The sequence below is a fragment of the Oryzobacter faecalis genome, from assembly GCF_046764005.1.
GTDB lineage: Bacteria > Actinomycetota > Actinomycetes > Actinomycetales > Dermatophilaceae > Oryzobacter > Oryzobacter faecalis.
In genome coordinates, this window is record NZ_JBKOFW010000002.1 from 570,934 (window position 1) to 590,680 (window position 19,747).

Annotated in this window: 22 protein-coding genes; 18 read left to right on the forward strand and 4 right to left on the reverse strand. The window is 74.2% G+C overall.

All coding sequences use genetic code 11. From position 1 onward, the window contains the following. The first annotated feature begins 38 nt into the window (after nucleotides 1-38). From ACK8HX_RS06535 to ACK8HX_RS06550, 4 genes are all read left to right on the forward strand, one after another. The gene (locus ACK8HX_RS06535) at nucleotides 39-2,597 is read left to right on the forward strand and encodes an ATP-dependent Clp protease ATP-binding subunit (protein ID WP_411939854.1); all 2,559 of its coding nucleotides are present in this window, start codon (nucleotides 39-41) and stop codon (nucleotides 2,595-2,597) included. Nucleotides 2,598-2,703: 106 nt separating this feature from the next. Further along, nucleotides 2,704-3,405, forward strand: a complete 702-nt coding sequence (locus ACK8HX_RS06540; protein ID WP_411939855.1) for an LppX_LprAFG lipoprotein — start codon at nucleotides 2,704-2,706, stop codon at nucleotides 3,403-3,405. Beyond that, nucleotides 3,386-5,047, forward strand: coding sequence for an MFS transporter (locus ACK8HX_RS06545; protein WP_411939856.1), 1,662 nt, complete (start codon nucleotides 3,386-3,388; stop codon nucleotides 5,045-5,047). Before ACK8HX_RS06540 ends, ACK8HX_RS06545 begins: the two co-directional genes overlap by 20 nt. Nucleotides 5,048-5,271: 224 nt before the next feature. Further along, nucleotides 5,272-5,781 (forward strand): mycothiol transferase, encoded by a 510-nt coding sequence (locus ACK8HX_RS06550; RefSeq protein ID WP_411939857.1) that lies wholly within the window; start codon nucleotides 5,272-5,274, stop codon nucleotides 5,779-5,781. On the opposite strand, the gene ACK8HX_RS06555 is transcribed toward ACK8HX_RS06550, so the two are convergent. Beyond that, nucleotides 5,768-6,181 (reverse strand): hypothetical protein, encoded by a 414-nt coding sequence (locus ACK8HX_RS06555; protein WP_411939858.1) that lies wholly within the window; start codon nucleotides 6,179-6,181, stop codon nucleotides 5,768-5,770. The genes ACK8HX_RS06550 and ACK8HX_RS06555 overlap by 14 nt on opposite strands. Nucleotides 6,182-6,254: 73 nt before the next feature. After that, nucleotides 6,255-7,040: an exodeoxyribonuclease III gene (locus tag ACK8HX_RS06560; protein ID WP_411939859.1), complete on the reverse strand. Its 786-nt coding sequence runs from the start codon at nucleotides 7,038-7,040 to the stop codon at nucleotides 6,255-6,257. A 117-nt stretch (nucleotides 7,041-7,157) separates the two neighbouring features. Between ACK8HX_RS06560 and ACK8HX_RS06565 the strand changes: the two genes are divergently transcribed. From ACK8HX_RS06565 to ACK8HX_RS06600, 8 genes are all read left to right on the forward strand, one after another. Continuing rightward, entirely contained in the window at nucleotides 7,158-7,934 is a 777-nt protein-coding gene (locus ACK8HX_RS06565; RefSeq protein ID WP_411939860.1) for an SDR family NAD(P)-dependent oxidoreductase, read from the forward strand. A gap of 50 nt (nucleotides 7,935-7,984) precedes the next feature. Then, the gene (locus ACK8HX_RS06570) at nucleotides 7,985-8,473 is read left to right on the forward strand and encodes a hypothetical protein (RefSeq protein ID WP_411939861.1); all 489 of its coding nucleotides are present in this window, start codon (nucleotides 7,985-7,987) and stop codon (nucleotides 8,471-8,473) included. 71 nt (nucleotides 8,474-8,544) lie between these two features. Next, nucleotides 8,545-9,099, forward strand: coding sequence for an orotate phosphoribosyltransferase (pyrE, locus tag ACK8HX_RS06575; RefSeq protein ID WP_411939862.1), 555 nt, complete (start codon nucleotides 8,545-8,547; stop codon nucleotides 9,097-9,099). A 44-nt stretch (nucleotides 9,100-9,143) separates the two neighbouring features. Beyond that, nucleotides 9,144-9,821 carry a LemA family protein gene (locus ACK8HX_RS06580; RefSeq protein ID WP_411939863.1) on the forward strand — a complete coding sequence of 226 codons (678 nt, stop codon included), beginning with the start codon at nucleotides 9,144-9,146 and terminating at the stop codon, nucleotides 9,819-9,821. A 203-nt stretch (nucleotides 9,822-10,024) separates the two neighbouring features. Continuing rightward, nucleotides 10,025-10,891, forward strand: coding sequence for an ABC transporter ATP-binding protein (locus ACK8HX_RS06585; RefSeq protein ID WP_411939864.1), 867 nt, complete (start codon nucleotides 10,025-10,027; stop codon nucleotides 10,889-10,891). Then, a complete protein-coding gene (locus ACK8HX_RS06590; protein ID WP_411939865.1) occupies nucleotides 10,888-11,685 on the forward strand; it encodes an ABC transporter permease in 798 nt (265 codons plus the stop codon). The genes ACK8HX_RS06585 and ACK8HX_RS06590 overlap by 4 nt, the downstream gene beginning before the upstream one ends. Nucleotides 11,686-11,740: 55 nt before the next feature. Continuing rightward, nucleotides 11,741-12,943 (forward strand): sensor histidine kinase, encoded by a 1,203-nt coding sequence (locus tag ACK8HX_RS06595; protein ID WP_411939866.1) that lies wholly within the window; start codon nucleotides 11,741-11,743, stop codon nucleotides 12,941-12,943. After that, nucleotides 12,940-13,572, forward strand: a complete 633-nt coding sequence (locus tag ACK8HX_RS06600) for a response regulator (protein WP_411939867.1) — start codon at nucleotides 12,940-12,942, stop codon at nucleotides 13,570-13,572. Before ACK8HX_RS06595 ends, ACK8HX_RS06600 begins: the two co-directional genes overlap by 4 nt. Before the next feature lie 20 nt (nucleotides 13,573-13,592). Here the strand turns inward: ACK8HX_RS06600 and ACK8HX_RS06605 are convergent, their stop codons facing one another. After that, a complete protein-coding gene (locus ACK8HX_RS06605) occupies nucleotides 13,593-14,243 on the reverse strand; it encodes a DedA family protein (RefSeq protein ID WP_411939897.1) in 651 nt (216 codons plus the stop codon). A gap of 114 nt (nucleotides 14,244-14,357) precedes the next feature. On the opposite strand from ACK8HX_RS06605, the gene ACK8HX_RS06610 reads away from it, so the two are divergent. The 6 genes from ACK8HX_RS06610 to ACK8HX_RS06635 all read left to right on the forward strand — a co-directional run bounded on the left by ACK8HX_RS06610 (nucleotide 14,358) and on the right by ACK8HX_RS06635 (nucleotide 18,285). Next, nucleotides 14,358-15,011, forward strand: a complete 654-nt coding sequence (locus ACK8HX_RS06610) for a TrmH family RNA methyltransferase (RefSeq protein WP_411939868.1) — start codon at nucleotides 14,358-14,360, stop codon at nucleotides 15,009-15,011. A gap of 763 nt (nucleotides 15,012-15,774) precedes the next feature. Next, the gene (locus ACK8HX_RS06615; protein WP_411939869.1) at nucleotides 15,775-15,921 is read left to right on the forward strand and encodes a hypothetical protein; all 147 of its coding nucleotides are present in this window, start codon (nucleotides 15,775-15,777) and stop codon (nucleotides 15,919-15,921) included. 1 nt (nucleotide 15,922) lies between these two features. Beyond that, complete coding sequence (locus ACK8HX_RS06620; RefSeq protein WP_411939870.1) at nucleotides 15,923-16,306, forward strand: YciI family protein; 384 nt, start codon at nucleotides 15,923-15,925, stop codon at nucleotides 16,304-16,306. Next, nucleotides 16,303-16,686, forward strand: a complete 384-nt coding sequence (locus ACK8HX_RS06625) for a YciI family protein (RefSeq protein ID WP_411939871.1) — start codon at nucleotides 16,303-16,305, stop codon at nucleotides 16,684-16,686. The genes ACK8HX_RS06620 and ACK8HX_RS06625 overlap by 4 nt, the downstream gene beginning before the upstream one ends. After that, on the forward strand, nucleotides 16,683-17,051 hold the full coding sequence (locus ACK8HX_RS06630) for a YciI family protein (RefSeq protein ID WP_411939872.1): 369 nt from the start codon (nucleotides 16,683-16,685) through the stop codon (nucleotides 17,049-17,051). The genes ACK8HX_RS06625 and ACK8HX_RS06630 overlap by 4 nt, the downstream gene beginning before the upstream one ends. Next, nucleotides 17,041-18,285, forward strand: a complete 1,245-nt coding sequence (locus ACK8HX_RS06635) for an RNA polymerase sigma factor (protein ID WP_411939873.1) — start codon at nucleotides 17,041-17,043, stop codon at nucleotides 18,283-18,285. Before ACK8HX_RS06630 ends, ACK8HX_RS06635 begins: the two co-directional genes overlap by 11 nt. 66 nt (nucleotides 18,286-18,351) lie before the next feature. Here the strand turns inward: ACK8HX_RS06635 and ACK8HX_RS06640 are convergent, their stop codons facing one another. Continuing rightward, nucleotides 18,352-19,650 (reverse strand): acyltransferase family protein, encoded by a 1,299-nt coding sequence (locus ACK8HX_RS06640; RefSeq protein ID WP_411939874.1) that lies wholly within the window; start codon nucleotides 19,648-19,650, stop codon nucleotides 18,352-18,354. Nucleotides 19,651-19,747: the final 97 nt, after the last annotated feature.

The window sequence follows — 19,747 nt, forward strand, 5'->3', positions numbered from 1 at the left end:
GAGTCCCCGATCCCCGCCTCGCCCGAGGAGAGTCCTGCATGGAGCTGAAGCCCACCACCGCGGTGGCCGAGGCCCTGGCCGTCGCCCAGCGTTCGGCACAGGCCGCCGGTCATCCCGAGATCACCCCGTCCCACCTCGCCCTCGCGCTCGCCGAGCAGCAGGGCGGGTCCACGCCCGCGCTGCTCACGGCTGCCGGCACCTCCGCCGAGGCCGTCGCCACGGCGGCCCGAGGCGTCCTCGCCGGTCTGCCGCGCAGCACCGGCTCGACCGTCGCGACCCCCGGCCTGGGACAGGCGGCCCTCGCCGTCCTCCAGCACGCCACCACGTTGATGACGGCGCGCGGCGACACCCACCTCGCGGCCGACGTCCTCCTCCTCGCGCTGCTGGAGAAGGGCGCCGTCCAGGGCGACCCGCGCGCCCTCGAGGCCGAGCTCGACCGGCTCCGGGGCGGCGCGAAGGTCACGAGCGAGACCCCGCAGGAGGCGGGTGAGGCGCTGCGCACGTACGGCACCGACCTCACCGAGATGGCCCGAGACGGCAGGCTCGACCCCGTCATCGGGCGTGACGCCGAGATCCGCCGGGTCGTACAGGTGCTCTCCCGCCGGACGAAGAACAACCCCGTCCTCATCGGCGAGCCCGGTGTCGGCAAGACCGCGGTCGTCGAGGGGCTCGCACAGCGGATCGTCGACGGCGACGTCCCCGAGTCGCTGCGCGACAAGCGCCTCGTCTCCCTCGACCTCGCCGCCATGGTCGCGGGTGCCAAGTACCGCGGCGAGTTCGAGGAGCGCCTCAAGGCCGTCCTCGAGGAGATCAAGGCCTCCGAGGGCCAGGTCGTCACCTTCATCGACGAGCTGCACACCGTCGTCGGCGCCGGCGCCTCGGGCGAGTCGGCCATGGATGCCGGCAACATGCTCAAGCCGATGCTGGCGCGCGGCGAGCTGCGCCTCGTCGGCGCGACGACCCTCGACGAGTTCCGCGAGCACGTCGAGAAGGACCCCGCCCTCGAGCGGCGCTTCCAGCAGGTCTTCGTCGGCGAGCCCTCGGTCGAGGACACCATCGCCATCCTCCGCGGGCTCAAGGAGCGCTACGAGGCGCACCACAAGGTCGAGATCGAGGACACCGCGCTCGTCGCGGCGGCGGCCCTGTCCGACCGGTACATCAGCGGCCGCCAACTGCCCGACAAGGCGATCGACCTCGTCGACGAGGCCGCCTCGCGCCTGCGGATGGAGATCGACTCCAGCCCGGTGGAGATCGACGTGCTGCGTCGCGCCGTGGACCGGCTCCGGATGGAGGAGCTGCACCTCGCCAAGGAGACCGACGAGGCGTCCGTCGAGCGGCTCGAACGGCTGCGCGCCGACCTCGCCGAGAAGACCGAGGAGCTCGCGGGGCTCACCGCGCGCTGGGAGGCCGAGAAGTCCGGGCTGAACCGGCTCGGCGAGCTCAAGGCCCAGCTCGACGACCTGCGTACGCGCGCCGAGAGGCTCCAGCGCGAGGGCGACTACGAGGGCGCGTCGAGACTCCTCTACGGCGAGATCCCCGCCCTCGAGAAGGACGTCGAGGTGGCCCAGCAGGCCGAGTCCGAGATCGACACGAGCGACCTCATGGTCAAGGAGCGCGTCGGCGCCGACGACATCGCCGAGGTCATCTCGGCCTGGACCGGCATCCCCGCCGGGCGGCTGCTCCAGGGCGAGACCGAGAAGCTGCTCTCGATGGAGTCGCTCATCGGGGCGCGCCTCATCGGCCAGGCCGAGGCGGTGCGCGCGGTGTCCGACGCCGTGCGGCGCTCGCGGGCCGGCATCGCCGACCCCGACCGCCCGACGGGGTCCTTCCTCTTCCTCGGTCCGACCGGTGTCGGCAAGACCGAGCTCGCGAAGTCGCTCGCCGACTTCCTCTTCGACGACGAGCGCGCCATGGTGCGCATCGACATGTCGGAGTACTCCGAGCGGCACGCGGTGGCCCGCCTCATCGGCGCACCCCCCGGGTACGTCGGGTACGAGGAGGGTGGCCAGCTGACCGAGGCCGTCCGGCGCCGGCCCTACTCGGTCGTGCTCCTCGACGAGGTCGAGAAGGCCCACCCCGAGACGTTCGACATCCTGCTCCAGGTGCTCGACGACGGGCGGCTCACCGACGGGCAGGGGCGCACCGTCGACTTCCGCAACGTCATCCTCGTCATGACCTCGAACCTCGGCTCGCAGTTCCTCGTCGACCCGCTGATGGAGCCCGGTGACAAGCGCGAGGCCGTGATGGCGACGGTCCGGCAGGCGTTCAAGCCCGAGTTCCTCAACCGGCTCGACGAGGTCGTCGTCTTCGACCCGCTGTCGACCGAGGACCTGGGACGGATCGTCGACCTCCAGGTGCGGGCCCTCTCGGCGCGGCTCCGCGACCGGCGCATCGCCCTCGACGTCACCGATGCCGCGAAGGCGTGGCTCGCCGAGCAGGGCTACGACCCCGCGTACGGGGCCCGGCCGCTGCGCCGGCTCGTCCAGCGCGAGATCGGCGACCGGCTGGCGACCGCGCTCCTCGCGGGCGAGGTCCGTGACGGCGACACCGTCACGGTCGACCTCGACGAGGCCGGCCACGCACTCCGCCTCACCTGACACCTCCCCCTGGAGTCGTGTGCTCAGGTGGTCGCCCCGGCAGCCACCTGGGCACACGACCCGGAACGTGGAGGGCGTGCGCCCCGCGCGGGTTAGCCTGACGCCCATGCGCCGCCGCCCCGTGCTCCTCGCCGTCGTCGGCGCCACCGTGGGCGCCGCCCTCGCCCTCTCCGGGTGCTCGGGGGAGGACGAGGCGCCCACCAGGGCCCCGGCCGAGCGGCTCGCCGCGGCCAAGGCCGCCTTCGACGGCGCCGAGACCGTGGCCCTCGACCTCACGAGCCGCGACGTGCCGCCGCGGGAGAACGGGGTCACGGCCGCGAAGGGCGCGGGCGTCATCGACGCCACCGAACCGAAGTTCCAGGGCACGATCACCGGCACGATCAAGGGCGTGGCCGGCACGGTCGACCTCATCTGCCTCGGCGAGACCGCGTACATGAAGTTCTTCACGCCCGACTACGTCGAGACCGACCTGTCGACGCTGAACGCCCCCAACCCGGCGCTCTTCTTCGACCCGGCGACGGGCATCTCCTCCCTGCTCACCGAGGCGACCGGCGCGAAGGACGGCGGTCGCACGCGCGCCGGCAGCGAGGTGCTCACCAAGGTCGACGGCACCCTGCCCGGACAGCGCATCGAGGACCTGTTCCACCTGGGCGACGGCACCGGCAGCTACGAGGTCTCCTTCGGGCTCACCGAGGCCGACCAGCTGCGGACCGCCTCGCTCACCGGGCCGTTCTTCCCGGGCACGACGGCGACCTACGTCCTCACGCTCACCGACTACGGGAAGCCCGTTGAGGTCACCCGCCCCTAGGGCCCTCCTCGCGACCGCCTCGGTCGCCGTGGCGCTCGCCGCCGCCGACACCTACGTCGTCGTCCTCGCCCTCACCGACATGATGCGTGGCGTCGGCGTCGGCATCGACTCGCTCCAGCGGGCGACGCCGATCATCTCGGGCTTCCTCCTCGGTTACGTCGCCGTGCTGCCGCTCATCGGGCGCCTCGCCGACCTCGTCGACCGGCAGCGCGTCCTCCTCGGGTGCCTCGCGGTCTTCGTCGTCGGATCGGCGGTCACGGCGCTCGCGGTCGAGCTGCCGGTGCTCGTCGCCGGACGTGTCGTCCAGGGCGTCGGAGGGGGCGGGCTCGTCCCCGCGACCCTCGCGATCGTCGCCCAGCTGTGGCCGGCCGACCGGCGCGGCGTGCCGCTCGGGGTCGTGGGGGCGGTGCAGGAGCTCGGCTCCGTGCTCGGACCGGTCCTCGGGGCGCTCGTCCTCGTCCTCGCCGACTGGCGGATGATCTTCTGGCTCAACGCTGTTGCGGGGGTCCTGCTCGCCGTGGCCGTCGTCGCGGTCGGTGGAGGAGGGATGGGTCGGCTGCGCTGGCCCGCCCTCGCCCTCGGTGTGTCCGCAGTCCTCGTCCTGGGCCTGGCGCTGGCCGCACCCGACCCCCTCGTCACGAGCGTCGAGCTCGGGGTGCCCTTCGTGCCCTTCGGCGGGTCCGGGTCACGGCTGGCCACGCCGATCGGGGTCGCCGGCCTCGGGCTCGTCGCCGCGACCCTCCTCGTCGTGGGCCGCGGGGCCTGGCCGGTGCTGCGCCGGGCGGACCTGCTCGGCGCGCTGCTCGTCGGCGGTGCGCTCGGGTGCGTCGTCCTCACCTTCGCGGCGGCCGAGCCCGAGAAGGAGGTCGTCGGGCCGCTCGGGTACGCGCTGCTCCCCGTCGCGGCCGGGCTCGTCGCGGCCTACCTGCTGCACCACCGGCGCAGCAGGTCGCCCCTCGTCCCCCGCGGACTCGTGCGGGGGCGGCTCGTCTGGGCGCTCGTCGTGTCGGCCCTCGTCGGCGTGGCGCTCGTGGCGGTCGTCGTCGACGTGCCGCTGCTCGCCCGGCTCGTCCACACGTCGAGCCAGACCGAGGCCGCCCTCGTCCTCGTCCGCTTCCTCGTCGCGGTGCCGGTGGGGGCGTTGGCGGGCGGGCTGGCACTGCGCGTCACCGGCCCGGGTCTCGTCGCGGGCGTCGGGCTGGCGCTCGCCGCGGTCGGGCTGTTCGTCATGACGACGTGGGGGAGGGGCTCGCTCGAGGACGTCTCGTCGACCCTCGTCCTCGCCCTCACCGGCCTCGGGATCGGGCTCGCCCTGGCGCCGGTCAACGACGCGGCGCTCGCCGAGGCGTCGCACGAGACCCACGGGACGGCGTCCGCGCTCGTCGTCGTCGCGCGGATGGTCGGGATGGTCGTCGGCGTCGCCCTCCTCACGGCGATCGGCCTGCACCAGTACTACGTCGAGGTCGGTGGCCTCGCCGACCCCACCGACGTGGAGGCGCTGCGCGACGCCGCGATCCTCCAGGTCGGCTGGGTCTTCCGCGGGGCGGCGGTCGCGGCTGCCCTCGGTGCCACGGCGTCGCTCGCCCTCGGCCTGCGCCCTCGCCCGAGGACCGAGGACGCCGCACCGACCTTCGGCCTCTGACCCGGCGGGGCCCCCCGCCCCCGCGCCGCCTTCCCGCGAACGTGGGTGAAGATCGTCGGCCGAGCGACGCTTTTCACCCACGTTCGCCCGAGGCCGCGGGGGCTGCTGGAGGACGTGGGTGAAGATCGTCGGCCGAGCGACGCTTTTCACCCACGTTCGCCCGAGGCCCCGCGGTCGGGGCGTGAGGCGATGACGGGAGCTGGGTCGCGGGGTAGCGTCGCGCCATGGCAACCGCGGCCGAGTGCCTCCTCGACGCCTACTCGCGCGTGCGGGAGAGCGTCCGCACCGCCCTCGACGACGTCCCCGAGGACCGCCTCGCCGAGCCGCCCGTGCCCGGCGCGAACACCATCGCCTGGCTCGTCTGGCACCTGACCCGCATCCTCGACGACCACACCGCGAAGGCGTTCGGCCGCGAGCAGGTGTGGACCTCGGGCGGCTGGTACGAGCGCTTCGCCCTCCCCTTCCCGCCCGAGGCCCACGGCTACGGCCACTCCTTCGACGACGTCCTCGCCGTCCGGGTCGGCCGGGGCGACCTCCTCGGCTACCACGACGCGGTGCAGGCCGCGGCGGCCGAGATCCTCCGCGAGGTCCGCGACGACGACCTCGACCGGGTCGTCGACGACAGCTGGGACCCACCGGTCACCCTGGCCGTGCGCCTCGTCAGCGTCGCCGACGACATCGCCCAGCACGCCGGGCAGGTCGGCTACGCGGCCGGCATCCTCAGTCGAGCCTGACCCGCGGACTCGCGCCCTCCCCGTCGACCCCGACCGGCACCGGCAGCGGCGCCACCCCGCCGAGCCGCTTCCGGTAGCGGACGTGCTCGGCGTACCCCTCGAGCGCCCCCCACAGGGCGGCGTGCGCGGCCCACGGCAGGGGGTCGCCGCCGCTGCGCCAGGTGGCCCCGAACGAGATCCACACCGGCACCCAGTGCTCCGCGTCGTCCCACGCGCCGCGCTTCGCGTCGAGGACGCGGCGGCGGTACTGGACGGCCTGGCGCGGGCCGTCCGCGCAGATCGGCGCCGTCGCCATCGGCCAGACCCGCAGGTCTAGGTGCATGAGCGCGACCTCGAGGTCGCCGAGGACGCGGGGGTCGACGAGGACCGACGCGACGTTCTCGTGGGGACGGCGGGCCATCAGGCACGCTAACCCGGCGACACCGCCCGCGTCAGCCCCCCGGGGACGAGCGGCGCCCGCGCGTGGCCGGGCGTCAGCCGTCGAGCTGGACGAGGACGGGGGCGTGGTCACTCGCCCCGGCGCCCTTGCGCTCCTCGCGGTCGATGACGGCGCCGGCGACCCGGGCCGCGAAGGACGGTGAGCCGAGGACGAAGTCGATGCGCATGCCGCGCCGCTTCTGGAACGCGAGCCGCTGGTAGTCCCAGTACGTGAAGGTTCCGGGCTCGGGCGCGTGGGGGCGGACGACGTCGACGAAGCCGGCCTCGAGGAAGGCGTTGAACGCGGCCCGCTCGGGCGGGGAGACGTGGCTCTTGTCGAGGTAGTACTCCATCGACCACACGTCGCCGTCCTGCGGCGCGATGTTCCAGTCGCCGCACAGCGCCACCGGCGTGCCGTCGGCGGCCCACTCGACCGCGCGGTCCTTCAGCTCGCGCAGCCAGGCGAGCTTGTAGGCCATGTGCGGGTCGTCGAGGGCGCGGCCGTTGGGGACGTAGACCGACCACAGCCGCAGGCCCCCGCACGTCGCCCCGATGGCGCGCGCCTCCGACACGAGCGGCTCACCCCAGCCGGGGTCGCCGCCGAACCCGACCTGCACGTCCTCGAGGCCGACCCGCGACAGCACCGCCACCCCGTTCCACTGGTTCAGCCCGTGGTGGGCGACGTCGTAGCCGAGGGCGTGCAGGCGCTCGAAGGGGAACTGCGCGTCGGTGGCCTTGGTCTCCTGCATGAGCAGGACGTCGACGTCGGACCGCTGGAGCCACGCCTCGACGCGGTCGATGCGGGAGCGGATCGAGTTGACGTTCCAGGTGGCGATGCGCACCGGTTCACCCTAACGAGGGCCCCCGACAGGCCGGCGGCGCAGGGTGCGACGGGTGGGACCGGTGATGGTGGTGGGGGCACCGATGACGCGAGCGGCGGATGCGCCTACAGTGCCCGCGTGGGAACGGCACTGGTCACGGGCGCCTCGGCCGGGATCGGGCACGCCTTCGCCGAGCGGCTGGCCCGCGAGGGCACCGACCTCGTCCTCGTCGCACGCGACCGCGCCCGGCTCGAGGAGACCGCCACCAGGCTGCGCGCCCGCCACGGCGTGGCCGTCGAGGTCCTCGTCGCCGACCTCTCCGACCGTGCGGCCACCGGGCGGGTCTGCGCCCGCCTCGAGGACGAGGTGCGCCCGGTCGACCTCCTCGTCAACAACGCCGGCTTCGGCCTCCACGCCACCTTCCTCGACAACGACCTGGCCGAGGAGGAGGCCGCCCTCGACGTCATGGTGCGCGCCGTGCTCCTCACCTGCCACGCGGCCGGCCGGGCGATGCGGGCGCGCGGGCGCGGCACGATCATCAACGTCTCCTCGATCGCCTCGTTCGTCGCCAACGGCACCTACTCGGCCGACAAGGCGTACGTCACCGTCCTGTCCGAGTCGCTCGCGGGCCAGCTCGCCGGCACCGGGGTCACCGTCACGGCCGTGTGCCCGGGTCTCACCCGCTCCGAGTTCCACCAGCGCCAGCGGGTCGCTCTCCCCGGGGTTCCCCGGTCGATGTGGATGGATGCCGACGCGGTCGCCGCGCAGGCGCTCGCCGACGCCGCCGCGGGCAAGGTCGTCTCGGTCCCCGGTGTCCAGTGGAAGGCCATCACGACCCTGGTCAGGGCGATGCCGCGACCGCTGGTCCGCGGCGGTGCGGTGCGCGCCGTGCAGCGGCTGCGCTCGCGGGGCTGACCCTCTCGCCGGGCCTGGGCGGCCCCGCACGCGCGGCCTACCATCGGGGGATGGGCACGGGCCCGGAGTCGGAGGTGGTCCGCGAGTACCGCCACCTCCTGCGCACCGCCTCCGCCGACTGGCAGGAGACGGCGCACCGGCACGCCCTGCTCACCCTCGGCGCCGACGTTCGGGCCGAGGTCATCGGCGAGCTGCGCCGCCTCCTCCTCACCGGGACCCGCGTCGCGCCCGACGACGTCCACGCCATCGCCCGGCTCGTCGTGCTGTCCGAGCGGCGGCGACCCCGCACGGTCCTCGACGGGCTGCGGGCCGACCTGCTGGACAGGCTCGCCGAGGCGGTCATCCGCAGCCCCGCCGGCGAGGCGCTGCGCGCGGGGATCGACGTGTGGGACGGGACCGAGCCACCCCTCCCGAGCGAGCCCCACCCGGACCGCGACCTCCACCAGCGGTGGCACGGCCAGTGGGCGACGCCGGGATCGGAGGGCGTGGGCGGCGCCTTCATCCCCGCGCCGCCGCCACCGCGCCGCACCGGCCAGTAGGTCGCCCGGTCGGGCCACGGGAGGGCGGACACCGGCGTCGGCCGGCTCCTGCCAGGCCATACGGTGGGGGGGTGACCGACATCGCCGCCGACCGTGCCCGCCTCCTCGACATCGTCCGCGACAAGGCCGTCGTCCACGGCCGCGTCACCCTCTCCTCCGGCAAGGAGGCCGACTACTACGTCGACCTGCGCCGCATCACCCTCGACGGTGAGGCCAGCCCGCTCGTCGGCCGGGTCATGCTCGACCTCGTCTCCGACCTCGACTTCGACGCCGTCGGCGGCCTGACGCTCGGCGCCGACCCGGTGGCCACCTCGATGCTGCACGCGACGGCCGCGGCCGGGGGGCGCCTCGACGCCTTCGTCGTCCGCAAGGCCGGCAAGGCGCACGGGCTGCAGCAGCGCATCGAGGGCCCGTCGATCGAGGGGCGGCGCGTCCTCGTCGTCGAGGACACCTCGACCACCGGCGCCTCGCCGCTCGACGCCGCCCGGGCCGCCCAGGAGGCCGGCGCGACCGTCGTCGCGGTGGCGACGATCGCCGACCGGGCGACCGGGGCTGCCGAGAAGTTCGCCGAGGCCGGGCTGGAGTACCGGCACGTGTACTCGCTCGAGGACCTCGGACTCGGCTGAGCGGCCACTAGGCTCACGGCAACCACCCGACCGAGGGAGCAGCCATGGGTACCGGCACCGTCGTCATCGTCGTCATCGTCGTCCTGCTCGTCGCCGTCGTCGGCTGGGCGATCGGCGTCTACAACGGCCTGGTCAGGCTGCGGAACCTCGTCCAGGAGGCCTGGCGCCAGATCGACGTCGAGCTGACCCGCCGGCACGACCTCATCGGCAACCTCGTCGAGACGGTCAAGGGGTATGCGGCGCACGAGCGCGGCACGCTCGAGGACGTCATCCAGGCGCGTGCGGCCGCGATGGCGCCCGGCCAGTCGCCCGCACAGCAGGCCGAGAGCGAGAACTTCCTCAGCCAGGCGCTCGGCCGCCTCATCGCCGTCGCCGAGGCCTACCCGGACCTCAAGGCCAACGAGAACTTCATGGCCCTGCAGGACGAGCTGACCTCCACCGAGGACCGCATCGCCTCGGCCCGCCGCTACTACAACGCCACGGTCCGCGACCTCAACACCAAGGTCGAGACCGTGCCCTCCAACATCATCGCGGGCATGTTCTCCATCGGGCGCGCCGAGTACTTCGAGGCCGTCGGCGAGCAGCGCGAGGCGCCCAGGGTCGACTTCGGGCAGCGCGACGCCGTCATCCCCCCGCCGAGCGGCTACTCCGGGGGCGCCGGGCCCGGCGGCACCGCCCCCGGTGGCCCCGGCGCGACGCCGCCAGCACCGCCCACCGCCTGACCCTGACCCGGCCCGCCCGGGCATGGCGACACCCCGCCGACGCAGGGGTGTCGACGGGGTGCCACCCCCATCGTGCCATGCCGGGTCGACCTGCGGGGCCCGTGGGGTGGTCCTTCGCGCGTCGGGCACGTCAACCGGTCGGTGGACGTGAGATCCACCGCGTGGGCGTCGCGGCGTCCTCGCGCCGGGAGGACGCTGGAGGCATGGACGCGATCACCATCAGGGGCCTGCGCAAGTCGTACGGCGGACGCCCCGCCGTCGACGGCCTCGACCTCGACATCCGCACCGGCGAGGTCTTCGCCCTCCTCGGCCCGAACGGCGCCGGCAAGACGACCACCGTCGAGGTCCTCGAGGGCTTCCGGCACCGCGACGGCGGTGAGGTCACCGTCCTCGGCACGGACCCGTACGGTGCCGGGCTGCGCTGGCGCGACCGCATCGGCATCGTCCTGCAGGCCTCCGGCGGCCTGGACCTGCTGACGCCGCGCGAGGCCGTCGCGAGCACCGCGAAGGTCTACTCGAACCCCCGCGACGTCGACGAGGTCATCGACGCCGTGGGGCTGCGCGAGAAGGCCGACGCCCGCATCGTCGGGCTGAGCGGCGGTCAGCGACGCCGCCTCGACGTCGCGCTCGGCATCGTCGGCCGCCCAGAGCTGCTCTTCCTCGACGAGCCGACGACCGGCTTCGACCCGCAGGCCCGCCGCGACTTCTGGGACCTCATCCGGTCCCTGTCCGGCGAGGGCACGACGATCGTCCTCACCACGCACTACCTCGACGAGGCCGAGCAGCTCGCCGACCGGGTCGGGGTCATCGCCGCAGGCCGGCTGCTCGCCCTCGACACCCCGGCCGCCCTCGGTGGCCGCAGCGCCGAGGAGGCGACCCTGTCGTGGGAGGAGGACGGCGCGCGGCGCAGTGTCCGGACGGCAACCCCGACAGCCGAGATCGCTTCTCTCGCAGCCCGGTTCGGGGGCGAGGTGCCCGGGCTCACGGTCACCCGTCCCTCCCTCGAGGACACCTACCTGTCCCTGATCTCCCCCCACCTCACCGACGAGGCCGTGGAGGTCCCGGCATGAGCACCCTCGCCCTCGGGCTCGACCGCACGGTCCTCGAGCTGAAGATGTACACCCGCGAGAAGGAGGCGGTCTTCTTCTCCTTCCTCCTCCCGATCCTCCTGCTCGCCCTGTTCTCCACGATCTTCGGCGGCCAGTTCGAGGAGGGCGACGGCACGATGACGGCCGGGCGCTTCTTCCTCCCGGGGATGGTCGCGGCGGGCGTGCTCCTCACCAGCTTCCAGACGATGGCGATGTCGGTCGCCACCGAGCGCGACGACGGGACCCTCAAGCGGCTGCGCTCGACCCCGATGCCGCCGATCGCCTACTTCCTCGGCAAGGTCGGCCTCGTCGCGGTGTCGAGCCTGGCCCAGGTCGCGCTCCTGCTCCTCGTCGCCCGGGTCGCCTACGGCGTCGAGCTGCCCTCGGACGGTGCGGCGTGGGGGCGGTTCGCGGCCGTCTTCGCCCTCGGTGTCCTGTCCGGCACCGTCCTCGGGATCGCCTACTCCTCGCTCGCCTCGGCCCGGTCGGTGGGTGCCGTCGTCATCGGCCCGATCCTCGTGCTGCAGTTCATCTCCGGCGTCTACATCGCCTTCGACGACATCCCCGGCTGGCTCCAGCAGGTGGCCTCGTTCTTCCCCCTCAAGTGGATCGCCCAGGGCATGCGCTCGGCCTTCTACCCCGAGGCGATGGCGGCCGCCGAGATGGCCGCGTCGTGGGAGACCGGGCGTACCGCCCTCGTCCTCGGGGCGTGGTCGCTCGTCGGGCTCGCCCTGTGCGTCACGACCTTCACGTGGTTCAAGCGCGGCACGACGTGACCCTGTCCGCCCCTGACGACGCCTGCGACGGCGACGGCTCGGGGATGATGGCGCCGTGACGACCACCGTCTCCTCGCGTGCCGAGCTCGACGCCATGTGGCGCGGGCAGGCCCGCTGGTGGCACGCCGTCTTCGTCACCCTCTGGCTCGCGACCGTGGTCGTCAGCGTCGTCGATGAGCCCGGCTCGTGGGGGCACGGGCCGTCGCTGGTGCTCCTGGCCGTCGTGCTCGTCGCCTACCTCGTGCTCGGTGTGCGGGCCATGCGGCACGAGGCGACGTGGTGGGCGTACGCGTACCACGCCGTGGCCTGGACGTCGCTGTTCACCATCCAGGCGACCGACCCGGGGACCGAGTCGTGGCTCCTCTACTTCGCGCTCTTCCCGCAGCTGTGGGCGATGCTCGGCCGCCGACCCGCGGTGTGGGGGTCGGTCGTCATCGTCGTCGCGTTCGCCGGACTGCGGTGGGGTCAGGCCGAGTTCACGCGCGAGGCGTTCGTCGAGGCGTTCGTCAGCGGGCTCATGTCACTCGGGCTGTCGCTCGCGCTGGGGCTGTTCATCGTGCGGCTCGTCTCGGAGGCCGAGGGCCGCGCGGAGACGATCGACGAGCTGCGCGCCACCCAGGCCGCGCTCTCGGCGGCGGAGCGCGACCGCGGGGTGCACGAGGAGCGGGAGCGGCTCTCCCGCGAGATCCACGACACCCTCGCCCAGGGCTTCACCTCGGTCGTCGCGCTCTCCCGGGCGGCCGACGCCGCGCTCGCGCGCGGTGACCTCGCCGCGGCCCGCGACCGGCTCGGCCTCATCGAGGCGACCGCGTCGGACAACCTCGAGGAGGCGCGCGTCATCGTGGCCGAGCTGACGCCGGGCCACCTGCGCTCGCGGACCCTCGCCGAGGCCGTCGAGCGGCTCGGTGCGTCGGTGTCGAGCGCCAGCGGGGTGCCCACCGAGGTCAGCGTCGTGGGCGAGCCGGTGCCGCTCGGCGGGGCGGCGGAGGTCGTCATCCTCCGCACGGCCCAGGAGGCGCTGGCCAACGTCCGCAAGCACGCCGGGGCGGCCCACGTCGGCGTGACCCTGGCCTACGACGATCCAGCACGCGTCGTCCTCGAGGTGCGCGACGACGGCGTCGGGTTCGACCCGGCCGGGGACCGGCAGGGGTTCGGCCTCGACGGCGTGCACGCGCGCGCTGCCGAGGTCGGCGGGGCGGTCGACGTCCGCAGCCACCGAGGCACGGGCACGACGCTGCGGCTCGAGGTGCCCCGGTGATCCGGCTGCTCGTCGTCGACGACCACCCCGTCGTGCGGGCCGGGATGGTGGCGGTGCTGGGGGAGGAGGGCGACTTCGAGGTCGTCGGCGAGGCGTCGAACGGCGCCGAGGCGCTCGGGCTCGTGCCACGCCTCGCCCCGGACGTCGTCCTCATGGACCTGCGGATGCCCGTCATGGACGGCGCCGAGGCGACCGCGCGGATCGTGGCTCAGCCCGGCGCCCCGCAGGTGCTCGTCCTCACGACCTACGACACCGACGCCGACATCGTCCGGGCCGTGGAGGCGGGTGCGCGCGGCTACCTGCTCAAGGACACCCCGACCGCGCTGCTCGCCGACGCCATCCGGCGCGCGGCGCGGGGCGAGACGGTGCTGGCCCCGCCGGTCGCGGCCCGGCTCGCCGACCGGCGCCGGGCGCCCTCGCGACCCGAGCTGACGGCGCGCGAGCTCGACGTCCTCCGTCTCGTCGCGCAGGGCCACTCGAACGCCGACGTCGGGCGCGAGCTGTTCATCGGCGAGGCGACGGTGAAGACGCACCTCATCCGCGCGTTCGCGAAGCTCGGCGTCACCGACCGCACGGCCGCGGTGACGGCGGCCTACGCGGCCGGCCTCATCGAGCTGCCGCGCGGCTGAGCGCGGACCGTCCTGCCGGCTCAGTCGTGCTGGTGGCGCAGCTCGTCGACGACGTCGTCCAGCTCGTGGAGGGCCGTGGCCGCCGCGCGACGGTGGCGGACGAGCTCGACGACCATCGGGAGCACCGAGACGGCGACGATGAGGAGGATCGCGGTCTCGAGGTTGTCGTGCACGAACGAGATGCCGCCGAGGAAGTAGCCGAGCAGCGTGACACCGGTGGCCCACAGGACCGCGCCGACCCCGCTCCACACGAAGAAGTGGCGTCGCTCCATCCGGCCGACACCGGCGACGACGGTGATGAAGGTGCGCACGATCGGGACGAACCGGCCGATGACGAGGGCCTTGGCGCCGTGCTGCTCGAAGAACGCCGTCGTCTGCTCGAAGTACCGCTTCTTGAGGAAGCGGCCGTCGCGCTCGTAGAGGGGGGAGCCGACCGCTCGGCCGATCTCGTAGCCCGCGACGTTGCCGAGCAGGGCCGCGACGCTGAGCACGAGGCACGCCACGGCGAGGTTGACGCCGAGGTCGCCGCGCGCCACGAACAGGCCGACGGCGAAGAGCAGCGAGTCGCCCGGGAGGATCGGGAAGAGCAGGCCGCACTCGACGAAGACGATGGCGACGCCGACCCAGAAGAACTGGGGGCCGAAGCTGTCGAGGAGCCACTGCGGGTCCATCCATTCGGGACCGAGCGCAGGCGTCAGCGAGGAGATCACGGGACACGAGGGTAGGTGCCTCGGCCGTGGACCTCCGCATCGTGCGCTGAGCGTCGGCTGTGGAAGGCTCGCGCCATGGACGATCACGGCCGCGAGGTCGGCGTGGGGCCGTGGGTCGGGCCCTGGCCCACCGGCGAGCAGTGGGATCCCGAGCTGCTCCGCGACGGCGACCGCCGAAACGTCGAGGACCGGTACCGGTACTGGCGGCTAGAGGCCGTCGTCGCCGACCTCGACCTGCGGCGGCACCCCTTCCACGTGGCCATCGAGAACTGGGGGCACGACTTCAACATCGGCTCCGTCGTCCGGACCGCCAACGCCATGGGCGCGGCCGCGTTCCACGTCGTCGGGAAGCGGCGCTGGAACCGGCGCGGCGCCATGGTCACCGACCGCTACCAGCACGAGCACCACCACCCGACCGCCGCCGCCCTGGCGGTGTGGGCGGCGACGGCGGGGCCGGGCGGAACGCGGCTTCCGCTCGTCGGCATCGACAACCTGCCGGGGTCCGTCGGGCTCGAGACGACCGACCTGCCGCGAGCCTGCGTCCTCGTGCTCGGCCAGGAGGGTCCGGGCCTGACCCCGGAGATGCTCGAGGTGTGCGACGTCGTGCTCCACATCGAGCAGTTCGGCTCGACGAGGTCGATGAACGCCGGTGCCGCCGCGGCCATCGCCATGCACGCCTGGGTTCGCCGCCACGTCTTCGGGCAGGTTCCGGGGCCGCCGTCGGGCTGACCCTGTCGTCGTCCTCCTCCGGGTGGCGCACGTTCGGGGAGCGGTGGTGGTCGAGTCATGGCGTGGTGCCGGGCCTCGGCCGGTCGGGCTTGCGCCGTCGTGATGCGCGGGGTCGCCTCGCGCGTCCTCGCCTCCTGCCGCTCGGAACGACCTCAGGTGTGGTGGTCCTCGCGGCTGGTCGGCATCGATGGTGGCCGGTCACCCTCGCAGCGGCCCCCCGGCGCGCGCTGGGCCCGCTTCGTGGACGGCGTTGGGCGCGCGGAGCTGTCCGCGCCCTTCGACGGTTCCCTCACCAGGCGCTGGGCCTCGTCCCGGCCGGCCCGGATGCGCGCCGCCGTTCGTGCCTTCGCTGTCTCCCTCACCTCGCTCCCGGCCCGCCCACGGTCGCCTCCGCCTGCCCGCCCGGCGAACGTGGGTGAAGATCGTCGGCCCAGCGACGATCTTCACCCACGTTCGCCCGACGCAGGGCGGCCCGGAGAGCACGCACCGACGCCACGTCACCACGCTGCCACCGCTCGACCGCCTCCGCGTCGAGGAGCCCTGCCGCCACCGCCGCCGGGACGGGCGACCCGTCATCCCCGCCCTGCCACCCTTCTGACCTCCGTCCTCGCGTCCCCGCGCCCCGCGCCACCCGGGCCAGAGGTCGCCCTCGCCCCGACCGGACCTCTCCGCAAGAATCTCGGCACCGGTTGTCGAAACCGCCGTCGGCCACACGTCGTCGGGATGAGGTCGCGCCCGCGGCCCGTGACCGAAGGGACCAGCCATGACCACCTACGCCATCGCCCAGCCCGGCGTCGAGGACCAGTGGGGCAACACCGACCCCGAGGAGGGGGCGCGCGTCCACGCCGAGCACGGGCGGTTCAGCGGCACCCTCGGGGTCCGCGCCTGCCTGACGAACGAGGAGGCCTGAGATGGCGGAGTACGTCGTCCTCATCGTCGGTGACGCCGACCGCTGGTGGACCTCGATGACCGAGGAGGAGCGCGCGGCCGGCTACGCCGAGTACACCCGCTTCGACGCCGAGCTCGAGCGCCGCGGCCACCAGGTCACCGGCGGGGCCGAGCTGCACGGCGCCGCCACCGCCCGTCGCATCCCGGCCGGCGGCGGTCCGGTCACCGACGGCCCCTTCGCCGAGAGCGCCGAACAGGTCGGGGGCTTCTACCAGGTGACGACCGAGGACCTCGACGACCTCCTCGAGTGCTGCCAGATCATCGCCGCGCTCGGCGACGCCGTCGAGGTCCGCCCGGTCGTCACGGCGGAGGACCGCGGCCTCGACACGGCGGAGGAGGGCGCATGACCCGCCACCTCCTCCTCCTGCCCGCCCCCGAGGCCGAGTGGGCCACCCTGCCCCCCGAGGAGCACGAGAAGGGGATGCGGTCCCACGAGCAGTTCGGCCGCGACCTGCGAGCCGGTGGGCACCGGGTCGTCACGACCTCGCCGCTGCGCCCCTCGGCCGAGGCCGTCTCGCTCCGGCCCGACGGGGAGGGCGGCGTCCTGCGGTCCGACGGGCCGTTCACCGAGTCGGTCGAGCAGGTGGTCGGCTTCTACCTCATCGAGACCGACGACCGGGCCGACCTGCTGCGCATCACCGAGGAGTTCGCCTCCCGCGGGGAGCTCATCGAGTTCCGCGACGTCGTGGCCGACGACGAGCACGACCACGGCGGCACGGCTCCGTGAGGTACCTCGTCCTCGTCGCCGTCGAGCCCGAGGCGTGGGAGCGGGCGAGCGAGGAGGAGCGCCAGGGGTACGTCGACGCCCACGACGCCTTCGAGCGGGCCGTCGCCGCGCGCGGTCGCAAGGTGTCCGGGGCTCCCCTCGCGGGGGCCGACACCGCGACCACCCTGCGCCATGACGGCGACACCCTCAACGTCACCGACGGGCCGTTCGTCGAGCTCGTCGAGCAGGTCGCGGCGTTCTACCTCGTCGACCTCCCCGACCTCGACGCCGCCGTCGCAGCGTGCGCCGAGCTGCCGACGCCCTACACCGTCGAGATCCGGCCCACCGTCGAGCTCGAGGGCCACGAACCTCCCCGTGACCTCTGAGGACGCCCTCGCGGCCACCGTGCGCGAGGAGTGGGGACGGCTCGTGTCCCTGCTCCTCGCGCAGTTCCGGCGTCTCGACCTCGTCGAGGACGCCCTCGGCGACGCGGTCGAGGCCGCGGCCCGGCGGTGGCCACGCGACGGGATCCCCGACCGGCCGGCCGCCTGGCTGATGACGACCGCGCGCCGACGGGTCGTCGACCGGCTCCGCGCCGAGGCCGTCGCGCTGCGCCGCGAGCCGCTCCTCGTCGCCGACGTCCGGGCCACCGCACCGGCACCGATGGCCGACCCCGGCGACCTCGTCGAGGACGAGCGCCTGCGCCTCGTGCTCATGTGCTGCCACCCGACGCTGGCCCCCGAGGTCGCCAGCGCGCTCGCGCTCCGGCTCGTCGTCGGCGTGACGACGGCCGACATCGCCCGCCTCTTCCTCGTCCCCGAGCCGACCGTCGCCGCACGGATCACCCGCGGCAAGAAGAAGGTCGTCGCGGCCGGCATCCCCTTCGCGGTCCCGGATGCCGCCGTCCTCCCCGAACGGCTGGCCACGGTCGCCCAGACCGCGTACCTCGCCTTCACCGCGGGCTACGCGCCGGGCACCGGCCCGGACCTCCTGCGGGCCGGGCTCGCCGGCGAGGCCGTGCGCCTCGTCCGGGTCACCCTCGCGCAGGCACCGGGAGACCCCGCACTCACCGCGCTGCTCGCCCTCCTCCTGCTCCAGCACTCGCGTCGCGACGCGCGCGTCGATGACGACGGCCGCCTCGTCCTCCTCCCCGACCAGGACCGGTCGCTGTGGCACCACGACGAGGTCGCGGAGGCCCTCGGGCTCCTCGCCGCCGTGGCGCCCGGTCTCACGCCCCTCGTCGAGAGCTACCGCCTCCAGGCCGTCGTCGCCGCCGAGCACGCGACCGCCCCGACGGCGGCCGACACCCGCTGGGACCGCGTCGTCGAGGCCTACGACGCGCTGCTGCGGGTCAACCCGTCCCCGGCCGTGCGGCTGGCGCGTGCCGTCGCGGTCGCCGAGCACGAGGGGGCGGAGGCCGGGCTCGCGGCGCTCGACGGCCTCGACGAGCTCCTCCCGGGGAGCCACCGCGTCCCCGCGGTCCGCGCCGAGCTCCTGGTTCGGAGCGGTGACGAGGCGAGAGCGCTCCGGGCGTTCGACATCGCGATCTCCCGCTGCGGCAACGACGTCGAGCGTGAGCACCTCGAGCGACGCCGCGCCGGCCTCCGCCGGGACCCCTGATGGCGAACGTGGGTGATGATCGTCGGCCGGCCGACGACCATCACCCACGTTCGCACGGAGACCGGGTCACCCGCCGGGTTTCGTCCGCGGGGTGACGCGCAGGAGGGCGACGGCCGCGATGACGAGGACGGGCCACCACCAGTGCACGCCGTCGTCGCCGACGATGCCCTGGCCGGCCATCGACCCGAGCCCGCCACAGGCGAGCACGGCCACGGTGACCGGCAGCCACACCGGGACGCCGGCGTCCTCCCGGCGCCGGGGCGTCTCGAACCGGCCGAGGAGCGCGACGAACCCGACGGTGACGGCAGCGAGGACGGCCCACCAGAGCGGTCTGGACGCCCACCAGCCCGCCGAGAGCGGCTCGAGGCCCAGCCCGAACCCGCCGACGAGCAGCGACAGCCCGATGGTCCCGACCATCGCCGTCAGGTGCCACAGGTAGATCGTCATGATCCGCGTGTTGACGAGCACCGTCGCCCGCCACGGCCGTTCGCCCCGCAGCCAGCGGGCAAGCACCGGCTCGAGCGCGAGGACCAGGCCGGCCTGGAGCAGGCCGAGGAAGCCGAGCGTCACGCGGGTCGGGTACGAGTTGTTCACGACGGCGCCGTCGATGCCGATCATCGACACCGGATAGGGGCCGACCCACACGAGCGCGACGGTGCCCACGAGGCCGACCGCCGCGAGGCCGAGGCGGCGCGCGGTGCCACCGAGCCGACCGTCGAGCCAGGCGTACCCGAGCTGGTGCACGGTGCCCCACACGACGAGGTAGTTGGCGAAACCGACTGCGAGGGAACCGGTCCCGATGCTCACGAGGTCGACGACCGACCCGAGGACGAGGCCGCCGACGACCGACGCCCACCCGGTCCGCTCCCAGAGCCACAGCGTGGCCGGTGCGACGGCACAGACGACGACGTACGCCGCGAGGAACCAGGTGGGGACGAGGGCGATCTGCGAGGCGCTGCGCAGGGTCGCCGCAGGGACGCCGGCGGCACTCGCGACCGTCACGACGACGAGCCACGTGGCGAGGAGCGGCACGACCGGGACGAGGAGCCGGCGCAGGCGCCCCCGCAGCCACACGCCGTAGCTGGTACCGCGGGCCCGGGCGCCGCGCCACGACAGGGCGTTGGAGTAGCCGCCGACGAGGAAGAAGACCGGCATGACCTGGAAGACCCAGGTGAGGGGGTGCGTCCACGGGGCGAGGTCGAGCAGGTGGCCGGGCACGAGCTCACCGTCGCGCACCGTGACGGCCGCGACGAGCCAGTGCCCGAGGACGACGACGAGGATGGCGGCGGCGCGCAGCAGGTCGACGACCCGGTTGCGGGTGGCCGGCGTGGCGGCGGCGAGGTCGCGGACGGTGGCGAGGTCCATGGGCACAGGGTGACGCGTCCGGGGCGGTGATGGCGTGAGTACGCGTACCCGCCGTCCCGAGATCGACGGTATTGGTCGATTCGCGCACGGGGCCGGG